Below are 15,819 nucleotides of genomic sequence, written 5' to 3'. Positions count from 1 at the left end.
TGGCGTGACATCGCGCGAGAGGGCCTGTATCGCAGACACCTGATGGATTTCAGGTAGAGGGATAATCTCATGGCCGGACTGGACCCCACGGACTGGAGCGGCATCCGTGACATGGGACACCGGATGCTCGATGAGGTCTTTGACCGCATGGAGCATGTGGGAGAGGGGCCGGTCTGGCGTCCGATGCCGCCTGATGCGCGTCAGGCCCTGAAGGAAGGTCTTCCGGAAAAGGGACATTCGCTCGACGAACTGTATGGGCGATACCTTGAACTGGTCGTGCCTTATGGCGTGGGAAACACGCATCCCGGTTTTATGGGATGGGTGCATGGCGCGGGGACACCCGTCGGGATGCTGGCGGAGATGCTGGCCGGTGGGCTGAATGCCAACTGTGGCGGGCGTGATCACGCGCCGATCGAGGTCGAACGTGAGGTGATCCGCTGGGCCCTGGAGATGGTCGGGATGCCGCAGGATGGATCGGGCTGTCTGGTGACGGGTTCATCCATGGCCAATTTCATCAGCGTCATTACTGCGAGCCGGGCGCAGGATCTGTCCATCCGCAGGGATGGTGTCGGGGGACGTGGCCTGGTGGGTTATGCCGCGACGACAGCCCATGGATGTCTGCCGCGGGCGTTCGATCTGGCCGGCCTGGGTAGCAATGCGCTTCGGCGGGTGCCGGTTCTGGCGGATCACCGCATGGATGTTGTGGCGCTACGATCGATGATTGCAGCGGACCAGGAAGCCGGTCTGGTGCCGTTCATGGTGGCTGGAACGGCTGGAACAGTCGATTGTGGCGCAATTGATGATCTGGCGGCGATCGAGGGGGTCGCCCGGGAGGCCGGGCTCTGGTTCCATGTCGATGCGGCGTTCGGGGCGCTGGCCTGCCTGTCAGAGCATTTTCAGCCTCAGCTTTCCGGAATTGGAAAAGCGGACAGTCTGGCATTCGATTTCCATAAATGGGCGCAGGTTCCATATGATGCGGGTTGTGTGCTGGTGCGTGACAGCCGAAAGCACGCCGCGGCCTTTGCCCAGTCTCTGGATTACCTGACGCGCGAAGATCGCGGACTGGCGGCCGGAGCTCCATGGTTCTGTGATTTCGGGCCGGATCTGTCCCGTGGTTTCCGTGCGCTCAAGGTCTGGATGACGCTGGGGCATTATGGCGCCGAACGCATGGGGCAGATGGTCGAGACCTGCTGTGATGTTGCGGCTGATCTGGCACGGAGGGTCGAGCGGACGGAGGGGCTGACGCTGCTGGCACCCGTGACGCTGAATATCGTCTGTTTCGGGATCGACGGTCTTGAGGATACGGAGGTTTCGGAACTGGTACAGGATCTGCAGGAAAGCGGGATTGCCGCACCGTCCACGACGAAGATCAACGGTCGGCTGGCAGTGCGGGCGGCGATCGTCAATCACCGCACCACGACCGTCCATACCGACCGGATGCTGGACGCGGTTATCGCGCTGCGCGACGACCGGCTGAAGGCGCAAACAGGGCGCTGAGCTGGGACATCATGGTTCCGCCGAGATCTTCGGCGGAACTGATGGTGACGCTGTTGCGGTAATAGCGCGTCACGTCATGCCCGATACCGATGGCCAGAAGTTCAGTGCTGCGATCCGCCTCGATCCGGGCAATCACCTGCCGGAGATGATCTTCCAGATAGTTGTGCGGGTTGGCGGAAAACGTACTGTCATCGACGGGCGCACCATCGGAAATCACCATCAGGATATGGCGATGCTCCGAACGGCGGCGCAGGCGTTTCCAGGCCCAGAGCAGGGCTTCACCGTCAATGTTTTCCTTAAGCAGGCCGTCGCGCAGCATCAGCCCCAGATTACGCCGGGCACGCCTTAAAGGCGTATCGGCATCCTTGTAGATGATGTGACGCAGATCGTTCAGTCGGCCGGGTTCGGGGGGGCGCCCGGCCTTGAGCCAGCGTTCGCGGCTCTGGCCGCCTTTCCATTGCCGTGTCGTGAAGCCGAGGACCTCGACTTTCACGCCGCAGCGCTCAAGCGTACGGGCCAGGATATCACCGCAGATGGCCGCCGTTCCGATCGGCCGGCCGCGCATGGAACCGGAATTGTCGATCAGGAGCGTAACGACCGTGTCGCGGAACTCCGTCTCGCATTCATGCTTGCACGAGAGCGGGAGGGTGGGATTGGTTACGACGCGGGAGAGACGCCCGGCGTCGAGAATGCCTTCTTCCTGCTCGAACTCCCAGCGGCGCTGCTGCTGCGCCATGAGGCGGCGCTGCAGGCGGTGCGCCAGCCGGGAAACAAGGCCGTGCAACTGGGACATCTGCTGATCGAGTTTCTGGCGCAGGCGGTCCAGTTCATCGGGGTCACACAGGTCCGAAGCGCTGACTTCTTCGTCAAAATCCGTTGTGTAAGCCTTGTAGGTGTTCGCTGCTTCGAAGGGAGCCGTTTCGGCCTGCTGGTCGGAGGGGCCGGCGGCTTCTTCAGTGCCGTCTTCCGACATATCAGCGGATTCGGTGGCTTCACTTTCGCCAGACAGGCCTGTTTCACCGCTCTCGGGCTGGTAGCCGTCTTCTTCCTCGTCCGCCGCGGGGGCCTGCTGATCCTGACCGTCGGTTTCAGGGGCTTCGCTGTCCGTAGTTTCCTCTTCGTCGGAGGGCAGGTCGGACGGGGCCATCTGCTCCTCGTCCTCATCAGGCACGGTCGTGAGATGGCAGGCGCCGAGGAAGCGGGTTGTGGCGCGGGCAAAGGCTGTCTGGTCGCTCTGGGTGCGGGCCATCTCGGCAAGTGCCGCCGTGGCGGCGGGTGTCAGGGAGGCGCGCCATTCGTCCAGCGCCGCTCCGGCCTGAACCGGCATGGGGTGGCCGCTCATGGCTTCACGGGCGAGGAGGTCCAGTGCCACGGGGGCCGGCATGTCCTCGCGCGTTTTCATGCGGTTGCAGCCCAGCTCGGCGCACTGCTGGGCCACGCGCTGTTCCAGATTGGCGCGGACACCAGCCATGTGCCGCGAGCCGTAGACTTCGCAGCGGGCCTGTTCAAGCGCATCGAAAGCCTGTCGGGCTATGGGCTCGGAGGGTGTGTTCGTGCCCTTTTCGGCATGATAGCGCATTCGCAGGGCGGCGGCGTCCGCAGCCCCGCGGATCTTGCGGATTTCCCAGTCGTGCATGTGGCGCGACAGATAGGGAAGTTCCACGTTTCCGGCATCGGCCTGGTTCTGGCGGCTTCCGTTGACGGCACCCTGGAAGTCCACGCCCTGTTCCGGCGCACCGCCCATGGCACGCAGGGTGGCGACGGTGGCCTGACGGAAGCGTTCCTGCCGTTGCTCGTCGGTAAGGGAAGTCGGGGGAGTGGACAAGAGATCAGGCCAGCGGCGAAGCGTTGAAGCAGCGCTGATAGTACTCAGCCACGATACCGCGCTCGGCTTCATCACACTTGTTGAGGAAGGTCAGGCGGAAGGAGAATGCCACATCATTGAAGATGCGGTTGTTCTCGGCCCAGGCGATCACGGAGCGCGGCGACATGACGGTGGAGATGTCTCCCGCCATGAAGCCGGAGCGGGTGAGGTTCGCCAGCGCAACCATGCGCTCGACCAGCGTCGTGGCGTCCTTGTCGTCCGCAGGGATCTTCAGCTTGGACGTGACGATACCGACTTCCTGTTCGAGCGGCAGGTAGTTCAGGGTCGCCACGATGTTCCAGCGGTCCATCTGGCCCTGATTGATCTGCTGGGTACCGTGATACAGGCCAGTTGTGTCGCCCAGGCCGACCGTGTTGGCCGTGGCGAAGAGACGGAAGGCCGGGTTGGGACGAATGACGCGGTTCTGGTCCAGAAGCGTCAGATGGCCTTCAGCCTCCAGGACACGCTGGATGACAAACATTACGTCCGGACGGCCCGCATCATATTCGTCGAAGATCAGGGCGCAGGGATGCTGGAGGCACCACGGCAGCAGACCTTCGCGGAACTCGGTGACCTGCTTGCCGTCCTTGAGCACGATGGCGTCCTTGCCGATCAGGTCGATCCGCGAGACATGGCTGTCGAGGTTGATGCGGACGCAGGGCCAGTTCAGGCGTGCGGCGATCTGTTCGATATGGGAGGACTTGCCGGTGCCATGGAAGCCCTGGACCATGACGCGACGGTTGAAGGCGAATCCCGCGAGAATGGCGCGGGTCGTGTCTTCATCGAACTTGTAGGACGGGTCGATGTCGGGGACGTGTTCCGTACGCACCGAATAGGCCGGGACCTGCATGTCGGTGCGGATGCCGAAGACCTCGGCTGAAGACACCGTGAGGTCCGGGACGCCGAGAACGCTGGTCGGGACGGCTGTGCTTTCAGCGGTGGTCACGGCTTCCGGGGTCTCGATCGTTGCGAAATCACTCATGGGTCTGACAGGCTTTCGTTAGGTCTCTGGAGCAGGAGATGTCCCGTGAAGATGGGGCTTTGGCGCGATCTGTTCCAGTCTAAAAATTCAGGAAACGAAATCGTCCTGACGCGTGAAATGCACTTTCAGCACGGCATAGGCCGAGCCGATGGCCTTGAAGCGCTCCTCGGATTTCGCATCGCCGATATTGGCATCCGGATGATGCTGCCGGGCGAGGGCGCGGTAACGGCTCTTCACGTCATCGAACGAGACCGGCCAGGTCAGGTCCAGCGTGGCCAGCGGCTGGCGCAGGGGTTCGGGGATTCCGGCCGCCTGTGTGGAGGCGCGCTGTCGGGCCGCATCCTTCGCACGTTCCGCGCGGCTGTGCCGGGAGGCGCCAAGAATGTCCAGCGGATCGAGGATGTCCTCCTCGTTGAACTCCGCCTTGTTGGCCGTGCCGGTGCCGAGTTTCCAGGAGGGGCGCTGCCATGAGACGTCTGCGCGAAGATGCGCCTCGATCTGCCCCGGAGTCATGCCGCGGTAAAAGTCCCAGCGGGAATTATATTCGCGGACATGGTCGAGGCAGAACCAGAAATACGAGCGCAGGGCATCACGCCCGCGCGGCGCCCGATAGCCGGCAGATTCATTGCAGCCCGGATGGTCACAGACCTGTTCCGGCGCGTCAGGATCGGGATCGAAGGCCCGGTGTCTGGTGGATTTGCGCTGCATGGTGTCTGATATGGGCAATCACAGTGGCCCGATGCAAGCGGGCATTCCTCAAGCCGGACGATTTTCATCATGCCTGAAACAGCTTCACGGTCTTCCACGTCGCCATCCACCCGAAGGGAGAGGATTGCAGCCATCCTTCAACGGGAACTGGCACCGACCCGTCTGGAAATCCACGATGACAGCGCCCGTCATGCCCATCATGCCGGAGCAAAGGCGCTTGGCGGCGGCGGGGAGACGCATTTCAATATCGCCATCACGAGTGCCCGTTTTGACGGATTGAACCGGGTGGCGCGCCACCGACTGGTCAATGGTCTGCTGGCGGATGAGTTCAGTTCCGGACTTCATGCGCTTTCACTGGTCCTCCATGGAGAGAAAACCCCATGAAACGCGCTCTTCTGGCCCTTCTGCTGCTCTCGGGCTGTGCGACAGGCGGTTATGGTCATCTTCCCAAATCGGACCAGAACGATGTGAAGCGTATCGAGGCCTATCTGAACGGCCTCCGGGGATTGCAGGCCGCCTTTGTGCAGCGGGGACCTGATGCGGGACAGAGCGAAGGGCGTTTTTCCTATGTGCCGGGGCATCTGAGGCTCGATTACATCGTGCCGCATCCCATGGAACTGGTGGCCGGTGAGGGACATCTCGTGCTGGACGATCAGGCGACGGGCGCCGTCACGCATCTGTCGCTCCGCCATAATCCGCTCGGTCTGCTGCTGAAATACCCGATCCGCTTTGACGGGGACGTGCAGGTCACCGATGTGCGCCATGGCAACGGATCGCTCCAGATCTCCGTGGCGCAGGCGGACAACCCGTCACAGGGTCTGCTGACGATCCAGTTCTCGGACGTGAATGGACAGCTCAGCCTCCTCGGCTTGCAGGGCGTGGATGCCCGGCAGCATCATTTTGGCGTTCTGCTCTCAGACGTGCGGCAGGGGGTGATGATCGTGCCCTCCGTCTTTACGCCGCCCGCGGGATAGAGCCGAAGCGCCCCGGCCATGAGGCGGCGAGGGCGTCATCCAGGTCCTTCATCGTCAGGCTGCTGTCGAATCGCTGGAGGCTGGTGACGCCGAACTCGCGGATGCCGCAGGGGACGATGCCATCGAAGTCATTCAGATCCGGGCTGACATTGATGGAGACGCCATGCCAGCTCACCCAGCGGCTGACGCGGATACCCAATGCGCCGATCTTGGCTTCAAGACCCGTGAGAGGGTCTATCGTCCAGACGCCGATCCGTCCCTCGCGGGTGAAGGCCGTGACGCCGAGCCGGGCGAGGGAATCGATCATCCAGCCTTCCAGTCCCGCCACGAAGGCCCGTACGTCACGGGGCGGGACGGTTCCATTCTGGCGCGTCAGGTCCATCATGACATAGCCGAGCCTCTGGCCGGGGCCATGATAGGTCCACTGCCCTCCGCGCCCGGCGGCAAAGGTCGGGTAGCCATGGGGATTGTAGAGATCGTCATCCTTTGCCGATGTGCCCGCCGTAAAGACGGGTGGATGCTCGACCAGCCATACCAGAGGCTCCGCCGCACCTTCATGGATGGCGCGCGCGCGCCCTTCCATGAAGGCCAGGGCATCCGGATAGGATGTCAGTCCCGGAGAGGACTTCCACAAAATTTCTTCACAAATCTCATTTCGGGTCATTGCCCTTGTTTTCGGCATCCGCTATAGCCCCTCCCACACCGGACGGTCATGCACCACGCAGGATCGTTTGTCACGGGGCGGCCGTGGCGGAATGGTAGACGCGCAAGCTTGAGGTGCTTGTGGGGGCAACCCCGTGGAAGTTCGAGTCTTCTCGGCCGCACCACTGACATTCAGATGTCGGTGTATCCCAGTACAAAATCACATATCAGAAAAACAAACCCCTCCGGGGAATAGCGCGTTTCTGGCTCGTCTTCTGGTCTGTGCCATCTTGTTGCCAGACTATTGAGACAGGGTTATGGCTCTTACGTCCCTGAGAGCGTCCGGACTTCCGGTTCGGCGGTCGGGCGTCATTTCGGCTGATGTGTGAGGTTTCGTGATCAAGCCACTGAAAAAAGCTGTCCTTCCTGTTGCCGGTCTCGGTACGCGGTTCCTGCCTGCGACCAAGGCCATGCCGAAGGAAATGCTTCCTGTCGTCGATAAGCCCCTGATCCAGTACGCGATCGATGAAGCCCGCGAAGCGGGGATCGAAGAGTTCTGTCTTGTGACCGGACGCGGTAAGGACAGCCTGATCGACTATTTCGATATTGCCTATGAACTTGAGGCGACTCTCAAGGAACGTGGCAAGAAAAGCGCGCTTGAAGCGCTTGCGCCGAGCAGCGTGCAGGCCGGTTCGCTCGTGGCCGTGCGTCAGCAGGAGCCGCTGGGCCTGGGTCATGCGATCTGGTGTGCACGATCCTTCATCGGAGACGATCCGTTCGCCATCCTGCTGCCGGACGACATCGTCAAGGGACGGAGCTGTATCGGCCAGCTGGTCGAAGCCTACAACCAGACCGGCGGCAATGTCGTGGCAGTGACGGAAGTGCCGCCCGAGCATACGAACCGCTACGGTATTCTCGATGTCGGCAGCGACGATGGCAAGCTGGTCGAAGTGAAGGGACTGGTCGAAAAACCGGCTCCGGAAGATGCTCCCTCGAACCTGTCCATCATCGGCCGCTATGTGCTGACGCCGGACGTCATGAAGTATCTGGCAAAGCTGGAGCGTGGCGCGGGCAATGAGGTCCAGTTGACGGACGCGATGGCCAAGACGATCGGTGAAGTGCCGTTCCATGGCCTGCGCTATGAAGGCACTCGCTATGACTGTGGCGACAAGGCCGGCTTCCTCGAAGCGCAGATCGCCTTCTCGATCGACCGCGAGGATCTTGGTGCGTCCGTGAAAGCATTCCTCAAGAAATACAAGCAGTATGTAGATGCGCCCTGATGCCATTTCGGCATGATTTCGATCCGACGAGCCTGCGGGAATACGATATCCGCGGGGTCGTCGGAAAGACGCTGCATCCTGCCGACGCCTTTGCCATTGGTCGCACCTTTGCAAGCATGGTGATCCGCGCGGGCGGGAAACGGATCGTGGTCGGGTATGACGGGCGTCTGTCCTCGCCCGCTCTGGAAGAGGCGCTGGTCCGGGGAGCGGTCGAATCGGGTGCGGATGTCACGCGGATCGGCTGCGGGCCGACGCCCATGCTCTATTACGCATCCGTCGCCGATGGTGCCGACGGTGCCGTCATGGTCACGGGCAGCCACAATCCGCCCGACTATAACGGTTTCAAGATGATGATGGGCGGCAAGCCGTTTTACGGCGATCAGATCCGTGAACTGGGCCTTCTGTCCGCTTCGGGTGATGTTCTGCCAGTTGCGAAGGGCACGTCTGTCAGGGCCGATATTTCCGGCCGCTATATTGACCGTCTGGTGCAGGATTACGATGGCATCCGGCCGCTGCGGGTTGTCTGGGACAATGGCAATTCCGCTGCGGGCGAGGTTCTGAAACGCCTGACAGAGTGTCTTCCCGGAGAACACACCATTCTTTTCGGGGATATCGACGGGCATTTTCCGAATCACCACCCTGATCCGACAGTCGAAAAGAATCTCCAGGACCTGATCCGGGTCGTCGATGAAAAGCAGGCCGATCTCGGCATTGCCTTTGATGGCGACGCGGACCGGATCGGCATTGTCGACAATCGCGGGCAGATCTTCTGGGGGGACCAGATGCTGGTCCTGCTGGCACAGGACGTTCTGAGCCGTCATCCGGGTGCCACGATCATCGCGGATGTGAAGGCCAGCCAGATCCTTTTCGATGAGATCGCCAAAGCCGGCGGTCAGCCGCTGATGTGGAAGACGGGCCATTCGCCCATCAAGACCAAGATGGCCGAAACCGGCTCACCACTCGCCGGGGAGATGTCCGGGCATATCTTCTTTGCCGACAAGTGGTACAGCTTTGATGATGCGCTTTATGCGGCCGTGCGGGTTCTGGGGATCGTTTCACGGTTGCCGGGGCCGCTTTCAGATTTCCGTGACAGCCTGCCGGTGACGGTCACGACGCCGGAACTGCGTTTTACCTGCGATGATACCCGCAAGTTCGAGGTCATCAGGGAGGTGGCAGCCCGTTTGCGCACGGAAGGCGCCGATGTCTCCGAAATCGACGGCGTGCGCGTCAACACGTCCGATGGATGGTGGCTGCTGCGTGCCTCCAACACGCAGGCGGTTCTGGTGGCGCGCGCTGAAGCCCGCGACGAAGCCGGGCTTGATCGTCTGAAGGGGGCTCTGGCCGCGCAGCTTGAAGCCTCCGGCCTCGAAGTTCCCGACTTCTCTGGTGAGAATGCGGGTTATTGAATCACGATCGGTTCCGGTCTTCTGGCAGTTCTGCCAGTGACGGGGCCGTTCCAGTCCTTTCTTGAGCCCGGGCAGATTGTCGAACACCCCGATCATCCCGAATGGGGTTGGGGGCAGGTGCAGTCTGCCGTGGGAGAACGGGTAACCGTCAATTTCCAGCATCAGGGCAAGGTCCTGATCGACGCCTCCCGCATCACGCTCAAGCTAGTGCCAAGATCACGGTGAAGAGGGTTCTGACCCGTGGCGCGCATGTCGTGCTGGATACGCTCCTGCCTCCGACCTGCGCGGCCTGCGGTACGGAAGTCATGACGGAGGGCGCATTCTGCGGCACGTGCTTCCAGACTGCTCACCGGATTGTTTCCCCCTGCTGTCATCGTTGCGGTGTTCCGCTGGAAAACGAGGGTCTCGGCGGCACGCAGAACTGCTGTGCAGCCTGTCACGCGCATCCGCCGCTCTGGCGTTCGGCGCGGGCGGCTTTCGTTTACGACGCCTGGTCGCGGCGTCTGATCCTGCCGCTGAAATATTCCGATCACACCGAAAATGCCGCTGTCCTTGCCCGGCAGATGGCTTCTGCGGGGGAGGACCTGCTGAGGAATGCCACCGTTGTCGTGCCTGTTCCCCTGTATCGCGCCCGGTTGTGGAAACGACGTTACAATCAGGCGGCGCTGATGGCGCAGGGCATTTCCCGCCTTGCAGGGCTGCCCTGTGTGGTGGATGCTCTTCAGCGCATTCGCTCCACAAAGGCTCTGGCCCGTCTGTCTGCCGGGGAGCGGGAACGGGAGATGGAACACGCGGTTCGGGTCAGGAAAGGCTGCGGGACGCGGGTACATGGACAGGCCGTTCTGCTGGTAGATGATGTGCTGACGACGGGGTCTACCGCGACAGCCTGTACGGTGGCCCTGATGAAGGCTGGTGCAGCGAGCGTGGATATTTTGGTTGCAGCGCGGACCGGGAGAGTGGATGAACAGAACCCGCGCTTTGTCCAGGAATGAGGATCCTATGCCGAAAATCGAGATTTTTACCCAGCCTGGATGTCCCTACTGTGTGCACGCTGTCAGCCTGCTCCGCTCCAAGGGTGTGGAGTTTCAGGAAATCAATGCCCCGCATGGTTCAGCCGAGCGTGAGGAATCCATCCGCCGCTCCGGACGCAGGACGGTGCCTCAGACCTTTGTTGACGGTACGGGTCTGGGAGGTTGCGACGATCTGATGGCGCTTGATCGTGCGGGGCGTCTTGATGCCCTGCTGGGCAAGGTCTGAATGCGGGGAGCAGGCTTTTTTGCGGCTGTCCTGCTGGCTGTGACGTCCTTTGCCAGTGCGCAGGCCCAGACGGCCCCGGCGGCCCCGTCAGACATTCCTGAAGAAGGTCTGTGGCTGTCGGAAGGACATGACGGGCTGTTTTCCATTGAGCCCTGCGGTCACATGCTGTGTGGGCAGCTCGTCGGCATGGCTTATGACACAACCGTTCCAAAGGATGTCTGGGGCCGGTCGCAGTGCGGAATCCGCATGCTGACAGACTTTGTTCCAATCGAAGACCGCAAGTGGCAGGGTCATATTCTTGATCCGCGAACAGGACGGGTCTATCAGGCGCGGATATGGGTGTCCGCGCCCAATGTTCTGAAACTGCGCGGATTCGTTCTGGGAATGCCCCTTCTGGGTGAAACCCAGACCTGGAGCCGCTATACTGGTCCACCTGTGGGGCCGCAATGCAAACTGCCAAAGGACGCCCATTGAATCCCTCGCCGGGAAACCGACGTCAGGGGCGGGAATGTGCCTTTTCCTGGCAGCGGGCGTTATCCCTGCCACACTGAAAGGAATGCAGACCCATCATGTCCCATCCTGTTTCCCGTCGCAGCTTTGCGGTCGGGCTGGTTGCCGGTGTTGCTGCAGCCGGTACCGGCGCTGCCGGTGCCGCTGACCCCGAAAAGACCGTTCCGACACCGCCGCCCCCTCCGAAGCCCGTTTCGAGGACAATCTGTTTTGTCGGCGGATATACGAAGCATGGGCCACCGGGAGGTGCTGGAAACGGGCAGGGCATTTCCGTTTTCGATATGGATCGGGACACGGGTGTTCTGACGCCGATCACGACATTCACGGATATTGCCAGCCCGTCCTTTCTCGCGATCTCGAAGGACCAGCGTTTCCTGTATGCGCTGAGCGAGATCGACGATTTCAACAAGGATGGCGATGGCTCCGTTACGGCATTTGCAATCGATCCGAAGACGGGCTCACTGCGCAAGCTGAATGTTGTCAGCTCCAAAGGTGCCGTTCCGGCACATCTGAGCATCCATCATTCGGGCCGGTACGTGCTGGTTGCCAACTATATGGGCGGCTGTGTGGCGGTTCTGCCGATCCGCTCGGACGGGTCACTGGGTGAGGCGTCCGATGTCGTGCACAACACGGGACCGCGACAGCCGGAGCGGGCGTCGGACAATCCGCAGGGCAATTTTGCCGTCTCCGACCATTCCGGGTCGCATCCGCACATGATCCATTCCGACCCGAGCGGCAAGTTCGTGCTGGCGGATGATGCGGGGCTGGACCGGGTGTATGTGTGGACGCTGAACATCGATACCGGAAAACTGATCCCGGCCAAGACGCCCTATTACGACATGGAACCGGGATCGGCGCCGCGGCATTTCCAGTTCAATCATTCCGGCCGCATCCTGTACAATCTGTGCGAGCAGGACTCGAAGGTCGTCGTTTCCAATTTCGATCCGGCAACGGGTGCGATCAATGACATCCAGACGGTCAGCACCGTGACGTCGCATTTCCGCGGCTCGACGCTTGCTGCGGAAATCCTGATCTCGGCCAGCGGCAAGTTCGTTTACGTCTCCAATCGTCTGGGTGATTCGCTTGCCGTCTTCGCCATCGGAGCGGACGGGACGCTGACGCTTCAGGACGAGGTCTGGATGCATGCGGATTACGGACGCGCCCTGATGTTCGATCCGTCCGGGGCATTCCTGTTCTGCGCCAACCAGCGTTCGGATGCCGTCACGTCCTTCAAGGTGGACAAGAAGACGGGCGAAATTGCGTTTACGAACAATTTCACACCCGTCGGCAGCCCGACGACCTTTGCGTTCATGAACACGCAGGTCTGATCGACTGCTTTTCATGGAAGGGCGCTTCTGGTGGGATAATCCGCCGGAAGCGCCTTTTTTTGTTCAGTCCCTGCGGAAAATCGCGATGTAATTGATGCCGGTATCGCGGGTTGCGCGCCATTCGAACGGCACATAGCTCATCCCCGCGATGTCCAGCATCCGCAGACCTGCACGGCGGGCCATGGCAGCCAGTTCATCAGGCTTGATGAATTTCTTCCAATCATGCGTACCTACAGGGAGCATCCGCAGCAGATATTCCGCACCGAGCTTGGCGACAGCGAAGGAGCGCGGAGTCCTGTTCAGGGTGGAGACCGCGACCATGCCGCCTGGCTTCGTCAGCGTAGCCAGCATGATCAGGAAGTCCTGCGGATCATTGACATGCTCGATGACTTCCAGGGCGTTGACGACATCAAAGCGCGCGCCTTCCGCAACGAGATCTTCCGCGCTGCCATTGCGATAGGACAGGGAGGCTGCCTCTGGTGGCAGGGGATGGGCGGCCAGATGCGCTTCAGCCGCGCGGATACCGGCGGCGCTGGCATCGATTCCGAGCGTATCGAACCCGAGTTTGGCGTAAGCCTCGCTGGCCAGACCGGCTCCACAGCCAATATCGAGCAGGCTCAGAGGGCCGGAAGACGTCTTGCGCAGGGGCGCGACATGGCGGCTGACCCATTCGGTGCGCAGGGGGTTCATGGCATGAAGGGGAGCCATGGGGCCGCGCGGATTCCACCAGTCTTCGGCAAGGGCGCTGAAATGGGCGATTTCGGATTCCGAAACGGATGAGCGTCTGGAATTCTGTCCCGGGGACGTTTCTGTGGGCATCAGAACCCTCCTTCTGTGTACCTGTCTGCCGCGCGTCATCTGGACGTGGCGGTGCGAGGCGAGTATGTGGACCGGCAGAGTCTGTTCAGGTGCCGGGCAGTTTGCATGTCTTTGCCGTACCCGATGCCAGACCCGAGCGCACAACGCCAGACACGTACTGGAGCCTTATCCGCGATGTCCATGCCCGATACTCCCGTCCACGACCAGCTTTCCGGTCGTGCCGTTCCCCATGCCGCCATTCAGGCTGAAGGCGGGAAACGGAAGACGGTTGTCATGAAATTCGGCGGCACGTCCGTCGGGAATATCGAGCGTATCCGGAACGTTGCAAAACGCGTGAAAGCGGAACATGACCGTGGCCGCCGTGTGGCCGTCGTGGTTTCGGCGATGGCGGGTGTGACGAACCGGATGGTCGGATACTGCGCCGAGCTGGATCCGCTGGCCGACCCGAAGGAATACGATGCCGTTGTCGCGGCCGGCGAGCAGGTGACGAGCGGGCTCGTGTCCATCGCGCTTCAGGCGCTCGGTGTGAAGGCGCGTTCGTTTCAAGGCTGGCAGATCCCGCTCGTGACGGACGACGCGCATGGCAAGGCCGCCATTGAGAGCGTGGACGGCACGGCGCTGCTGGACTGTCTGGATGACGGCGTGGTGCCGGTCGTGGCCGGGTTCCAGGGCGTCGGCCCCGATGGCCGCATTGCGACGCTGGGACGCGGAGGATCAGATACGTCCGCCGTGGCCGTCGCGGCTGCCATCAATGCCGATCAGTGTGATATTTATACCGATGTGGATGGGATCTACACGACAGATCCCCGCATCGTGAAACGCGCCAAAAAGCTGGATCGCATCACTTATGAAGAGATGCTTGAACTGGCTTCGGTAGGCGCCAAGGTACTTCAGACCCGCAGCGTCGGTCTCGCCATGCGCGAGGGCGTGCGGGTGCGGGTGCTGTCATCCTTCGCCGAGACGGATGACGACAGCGGTTCGATTGTGGTTGATGAGGACGAGATCATGGAGAAGGAACTGGTTGCGGGGATTGCCAACTCGCATGACGAAGCGAAAATCTCCGTGCGGAACATTCCGGACCGTCCGGGCATCGCCGCTGCGATTTTCGACCCCCTGGCAGCCGCGAACATCAATGTCGACATGATCGTCCAGAGCGTCGGCGTGGACAACATGACGAACATGACCTTCACGGTCAGCAAGGCCGACGAGGCCGCCGCGCGTGCCGTGCTGGAGAAGGCCCGTGAATACGTCCAGTATGGCGAACTGATCACGTCCCACAACGTGGTGAAGATCAGTGTCGTGGGCATCGGCATGCGTTCGAATGCCGGTCTGGCCGCGCGGATGTTCCGCACACTCGCCGATCGCGGCATCAACGTGCAGGTCATCTCCACGAGTGAGATCAAGATCTCCGTGCTGATTGATTCCGAATATACCGAACTGGCCATGCGCGCGTTGCACACGGCGTATGGCCTTGATTCACAAGAGGGAGCCGACGCGTGAGCGAAACCCTGAGCGAGACCGTGGACGCCCGGGCGACGCTGGACCGGCTGTGGAAGCCGGGTTGTGACTTCCTCGGGAGCGAAGTTGCGATCCTGGGCGGGGCCATGTCCTGGGTCAGCGAGCGGCATCTGGTTTCGGCGATTTCCAATGCTGGCGGATTCGGCGTCATTGCCTGCGGTGCGATGTCTCCGGAGCGTCTGGAAGAGGAAATCGTTGCCACGCAGGCCATGACGAAGCGCCCGTTCGGCGTGAACCTCATCACCATGCATCCCGAGCTCGACCGGCTGGTGGATGTGTGTCTTGCGCATGATGTCTCGCATATCGTGCTGGCGGGCGGCGTCCCGAACAGCGCCACGATCCGCAAGGTACGTGATGGCGGAGCGCGGGCCATCGGATTTGCCCCGGCGCTGGCTCTGGGCAAGCGTCTGGTGCGCATGGGCATCGAGGCCCTCGTGATCGAGGGGTCGGAAGCGGGCGGCCATGTCGGGCCGGTTTCGCTGACGGTTCTGGCGCAGGAAATCCTGCCGCATATCCGCGATGTACCCGTATTCGTCGCGGGTGGGCTCGGACGCGGTGACGCGATCCTGTCCTATCTGGAGCAGGGGGCGGCCGGTGCGCAGCTCGGAACTCTGTTTGCGGCATCCGAAGAGAGCATCGCGCATGAGAACTTCAAGAAGGCCTTCCTGCGCGCCAATGCCCGCGATGCGGTGACGACCGTACAGCTTGACGAGCTGTTCCCGGTCATTCCGGTGCGGGGACTTTCGAATGAAGGTGGCCGTCGGTATGCGCGCCTTCAGGGCGAGGCGCTCCAGAAGTTCCAGAGCGGTGAGCTGACGAAGGAAGAAGCCCAGCTCTCGATCGAGCATTACTGGGCCGGCGCTCTGCGTCGTGCCGTCATTGAGGGTGATGTGGAGACGGGTTCCGTCATGGCCGGACAGTCCGTGGGCATGGTCAAGGACGTCCGTCCGGTCGCCGAAATCATCGCGACATTGGTGCAGCAGGCGGTTGATGCCATAAAGCAGCGTGAAGCCCGCATCCACGCGCCAAGCTAA

17 protein-coding genes and 1 tRNA gene are annotated in these 15,819 nt (G+C 61.7%); 13 read left to right on the top strand and 5 right to left on the bottom strand.

Annotated features, from left to right (window positions below; genetic code table 11):
- The first annotated feature begins 69 nt into the window (after positions 1-69).
- Positions 70-1,497 carry a pyridoxal phosphate-dependent decarboxylase family protein gene (locus ABF859_RS01065; protein WP_415525303.1) on the top strand — a complete coding sequence of 476 codons (1,428 nt, stop codon included), beginning with the start codon at positions 70-72 and terminating at the stop codon, positions 1,495-1,497.
- On the opposite strand, the gene ABF859_RS01060 is transcribed toward ABF859_RS01065, so the two are convergent.
- The 3 genes from ABF859_RS01060 to ABF859_RS01050 form a co-directional block, all read right to left on the bottom strand.
- Positions 1,451-3,394 (bottom strand): cobaltochelatase CobT-related protein, encoded by a 1,944-nt coding sequence (locus ABF859_RS01060; protein ID WP_415525301.1) that lies wholly within the window; start codon positions 3,392-3,394, stop codon positions 1,451-1,453. The genes ABF859_RS01065 and ABF859_RS01060 overlap by 47 nt on opposite strands.
- Positions 3,327-4,343 (bottom strand): cobaltochelatase subunit CobS, encoded by a 1,017-nt coding sequence (gene cobS, locus ABF859_RS01055; protein ID WP_415525299.1) that lies wholly within the window; start codon positions 4,341-4,343, stop codon positions 3,327-3,329. Before cobS ends, ABF859_RS01060 begins: the two co-directional genes overlap by 68 nt.
- An 87-nt stretch (positions 4,344-4,430) precedes the next feature.
- Positions 4,431-5,051, bottom strand: coding sequence for a DnaJ domain-containing protein (locus ABF859_RS01050; RefSeq protein WP_415525297.1), 621 nt, complete (start codon positions 5,049-5,051; stop codon positions 4,431-4,433).
- Between the two features lie 69 nt (positions 5,052-5,120).
- Here ABF859_RS01050 and ABF859_RS01045 point away from each other — a divergent pair, with 69 nt between their 5' ends.
- Together ABF859_RS01045 and ABF859_RS01040 are read left to right on the top strand one after the other, a co-directional pair.
- On the top strand, positions 5,121-5,435 hold the full coding sequence (locus ABF859_RS01045) for a BolA family protein (protein WP_415525295.1): 315 nt from the start codon (positions 5,121-5,123) through the stop codon (positions 5,433-5,435).
- The gene (locus ABF859_RS01040) at positions 5,432-6,025 is read left to right on the top strand and encodes a LolA family protein (RefSeq protein ID WP_415525293.1); all 594 of its coding nucleotides are present in this window, start codon (positions 5,432-5,434) and stop codon (positions 6,023-6,025) included. Before ABF859_RS01045 ends, ABF859_RS01040 begins: the two co-directional genes overlap by 4 nt.
- On the opposite strand, the gene lipB is transcribed toward ABF859_RS01040, so the two are convergent.
- Positions 6,006-6,707: a lipoyl(octanoyl) transferase LipB gene (gene lipB / locus ABF859_RS01035; RefSeq protein WP_415525291.1), complete on the bottom strand. Its 702-nt coding sequence runs from the start codon at positions 6,705-6,707 to the stop codon at positions 6,006-6,008. The two genes, ABF859_RS01040 and lipB, sit on opposite strands and share 20 nt — an antisense overlap.
- 59 nt (positions 6,708-6,766) lie before the next feature.
- Between lipB and ABF859_RS01030 the strand changes: the two genes are divergently transcribed.
- The 8 genes from ABF859_RS01030 (at position 6,767) to ABF859_RS00995 (ending at position 12,448) form a co-directional block, all read left to right on the top strand.
- Positions 6,767-6,852, top strand: a tRNA-Leu gene (locus tag ABF859_RS01030).
- A gap of 210 nt (positions 6,853-7,062) precedes the next feature.
- A complete protein-coding gene (galU, locus tag ABF859_RS01025) occupies positions 7,063-7,947 on the top strand; it encodes a UTP--glucose-1-phosphate uridylyltransferase GalU (RefSeq protein WP_215745578.1) in 885 nt (294 codons plus the stop codon).
- Positions 7,947-9,353: a phosphoglucomutase/phosphomannomutase PgmG gene (gene pgmG, locus ABF859_RS01020; protein ID WP_415525288.1), complete on the top strand. Its 1,407-nt coding sequence runs from the start codon at positions 7,947-7,949 to the stop codon at positions 9,351-9,353. Before galU ends, pgmG begins: the two co-directional genes overlap by 1 nt.
- A gap of 30 nt (positions 9,354-9,383) precedes the next feature.
- Positions 9,384-9,578 carry a DUF3553 domain-containing protein gene (locus ABF859_RS01015; protein WP_415525663.1) on the top strand — a complete coding sequence of 65 codons (195 nt, stop codon included), beginning with the start codon at positions 9,384-9,386 and terminating at the stop codon, positions 9,576-9,578.
- Positions 9,575-10,345 (top strand): double zinc ribbon domain-containing protein, encoded by a 771-nt coding sequence (locus ABF859_RS01010; protein WP_415525286.1) that lies wholly within the window; start codon positions 9,575-9,577, stop codon positions 10,343-10,345. Before ABF859_RS01015 ends, ABF859_RS01010 begins: the two co-directional genes overlap by 4 nt.
- Positions 10,346-10,352: 7 nt before the next feature.
- Complete coding sequence (gene grxC, locus ABF859_RS01005) at positions 10,353-10,610, top strand: glutaredoxin 3 (RefSeq protein WP_415525284.1); 258 nt, start codon at positions 10,353-10,355, stop codon at positions 10,608-10,610.
- Positions 10,611-11,084: a DUF2147 domain-containing protein gene (locus ABF859_RS01000; RefSeq protein WP_415525282.1), complete on the top strand. Its 474-nt coding sequence runs from the start codon at positions 10,611-10,613 to the stop codon at positions 11,082-11,084.
- A 95-nt stretch (positions 11,085-11,179) separates the two neighbouring features.
- Complete coding sequence (locus ABF859_RS00995; protein ID WP_415525280.1) at positions 11,180-12,448, top strand: lactonase family protein; 1,269 nt, start codon at positions 11,180-11,182, stop codon at positions 12,446-12,448.
- A 63-nt stretch (positions 12,449-12,511) separates the two neighbouring features.
- Here the strand turns inward: ABF859_RS00995 and ubiG are convergent, their stop codons facing one another.
- Positions 12,512-13,267, bottom strand: a complete 756-nt coding sequence (gene ubiG / locus ABF859_RS00990; RefSeq protein WP_415525278.1) for a bifunctional 2-polyprenyl-6-hydroxyphenol methylase/3-demethylubiquinol 3-O-methyltransferase UbiG — start codon at positions 13,265-13,267, stop codon at positions 12,512-12,514.
- Positions 13,268-13,441: 174 nt separating this feature from the next.
- On the opposite strand from ubiG, the gene ABF859_RS00985 reads away from it, so the two are divergent.
- Entirely contained in the window at positions 13,442-14,767 is a 1,326-nt protein-coding gene (locus ABF859_RS00985) for an aspartate kinase (protein WP_415525276.1), read from the top strand.
- 8 nt (positions 14,768-14,775) lie between these two features.
- The gene (locus tag ABF859_RS00980) at positions 14,776-15,819 is read left to right on the top strand and encodes an NAD(P)H-dependent flavin oxidoreductase (RefSeq protein WP_415525661.1); all 1,044 of its coding nucleotides are present in this window, start codon (positions 14,776-14,778) and stop codon (positions 15,817-15,819) included.

Source organism: Gluconobacter sp. (genome assembly GCF_047722525.1).
Classification (GTDB): Bacteria; Pseudomonadota; Alphaproteobacteria; order Acetobacterales; family Acetobacteraceae; genus Gluconobacter.
The sequence above is the reverse complement of the archived record's forward strand: the minus strand, read 5'-3'. Positions and strand labels throughout refer to the sequence as shown.

Excerpts from the sequence above, each read along its gene's own strand:
- ABF859_RS01050 (WP_415525297.1), bottom strand. The coding sequence starts at position 5,051 with ATGCAGCGCAAATCCACCAGACACCGGGCCTTCGATCCCGATCCTGAC.
- ABF859_RS01040 (WP_415525293.1), top strand. The coding sequence starts at position 5,432 with ATGAAACGCGCTCTTCTGGCCCTTCTGCTGCTCTCGGGCTGTGCGACA.
- ABF859_RS01000 (WP_415525282.1), top strand. The coding sequence starts at position 10,611 with ATGCGGGGAGCAGGCTTTTTTGCGGCTGTCCTGCTGGCTGTGACGTCC.
- ABF859_RS01045 (WP_415525295.1), top strand. The coding sequence starts at position 5,121 with ATGCCTGAAACAGCTTCACGGTCTTCCACGTCGCCATCCACCCGAAGG.
- lipB (WP_415525291.1), bottom strand. The coding sequence starts at position 6,707 with ATGCCGAAAACAAGGGCAATGACCCGAAATGAGATTTGTGAAGAAATT.
- ABF859_RS00985 (WP_415525276.1), top strand. The coding sequence starts at position 13,442 with ATGTCCATGCCCGATACTCCCGTCCACGACCAGCTTTCCGGTCGTGCC.
- cobS (WP_415525299.1), bottom strand. The coding sequence starts at position 4,343 with ATGAGTGATTTCGCAACGATCGAGACCCCGGAAGCCGTGACCACCGCT.
- ABF859_RS01060 (WP_415525301.1), bottom strand. The coding sequence starts at position 3,394 with ATGAAGCCGAGCGCGGTATCGTGGCTGAGTACTATCAGCGCTGCTTCA.
- ABF859_RS00995 (WP_415525280.1), top strand. The coding sequence starts at position 11,180 with ATGTCCCATCCTGTTTCCCGTCGCAGCTTTGCGGTCGGGCTGGTTGCC.
- ubiG (WP_415525278.1), bottom strand. The coding sequence starts at position 13,267 with ATGCCCACAGAAACGTCCCCGGGACAGAATTCCAGACGCTCATCCGTT.
- ABF859_RS01065 (WP_415525303.1), top strand. The coding sequence starts at position 70 with ATGGCCGGACTGGACCCCACGGACTGGAGCGGCATCCGTGACATGGGA.
- pgmG (WP_415525288.1), top strand. The coding sequence starts at position 7,947 with ATGCCATTTCGGCATGATTTCGATCCGACGAGCCTGCGGGAATACGAT.
- grxC (WP_415525284.1), top strand. The coding sequence starts at position 10,353 with ATGCCGAAAATCGAGATTTTTACCCAGCCTGGATGTCCCTACTGTGTG.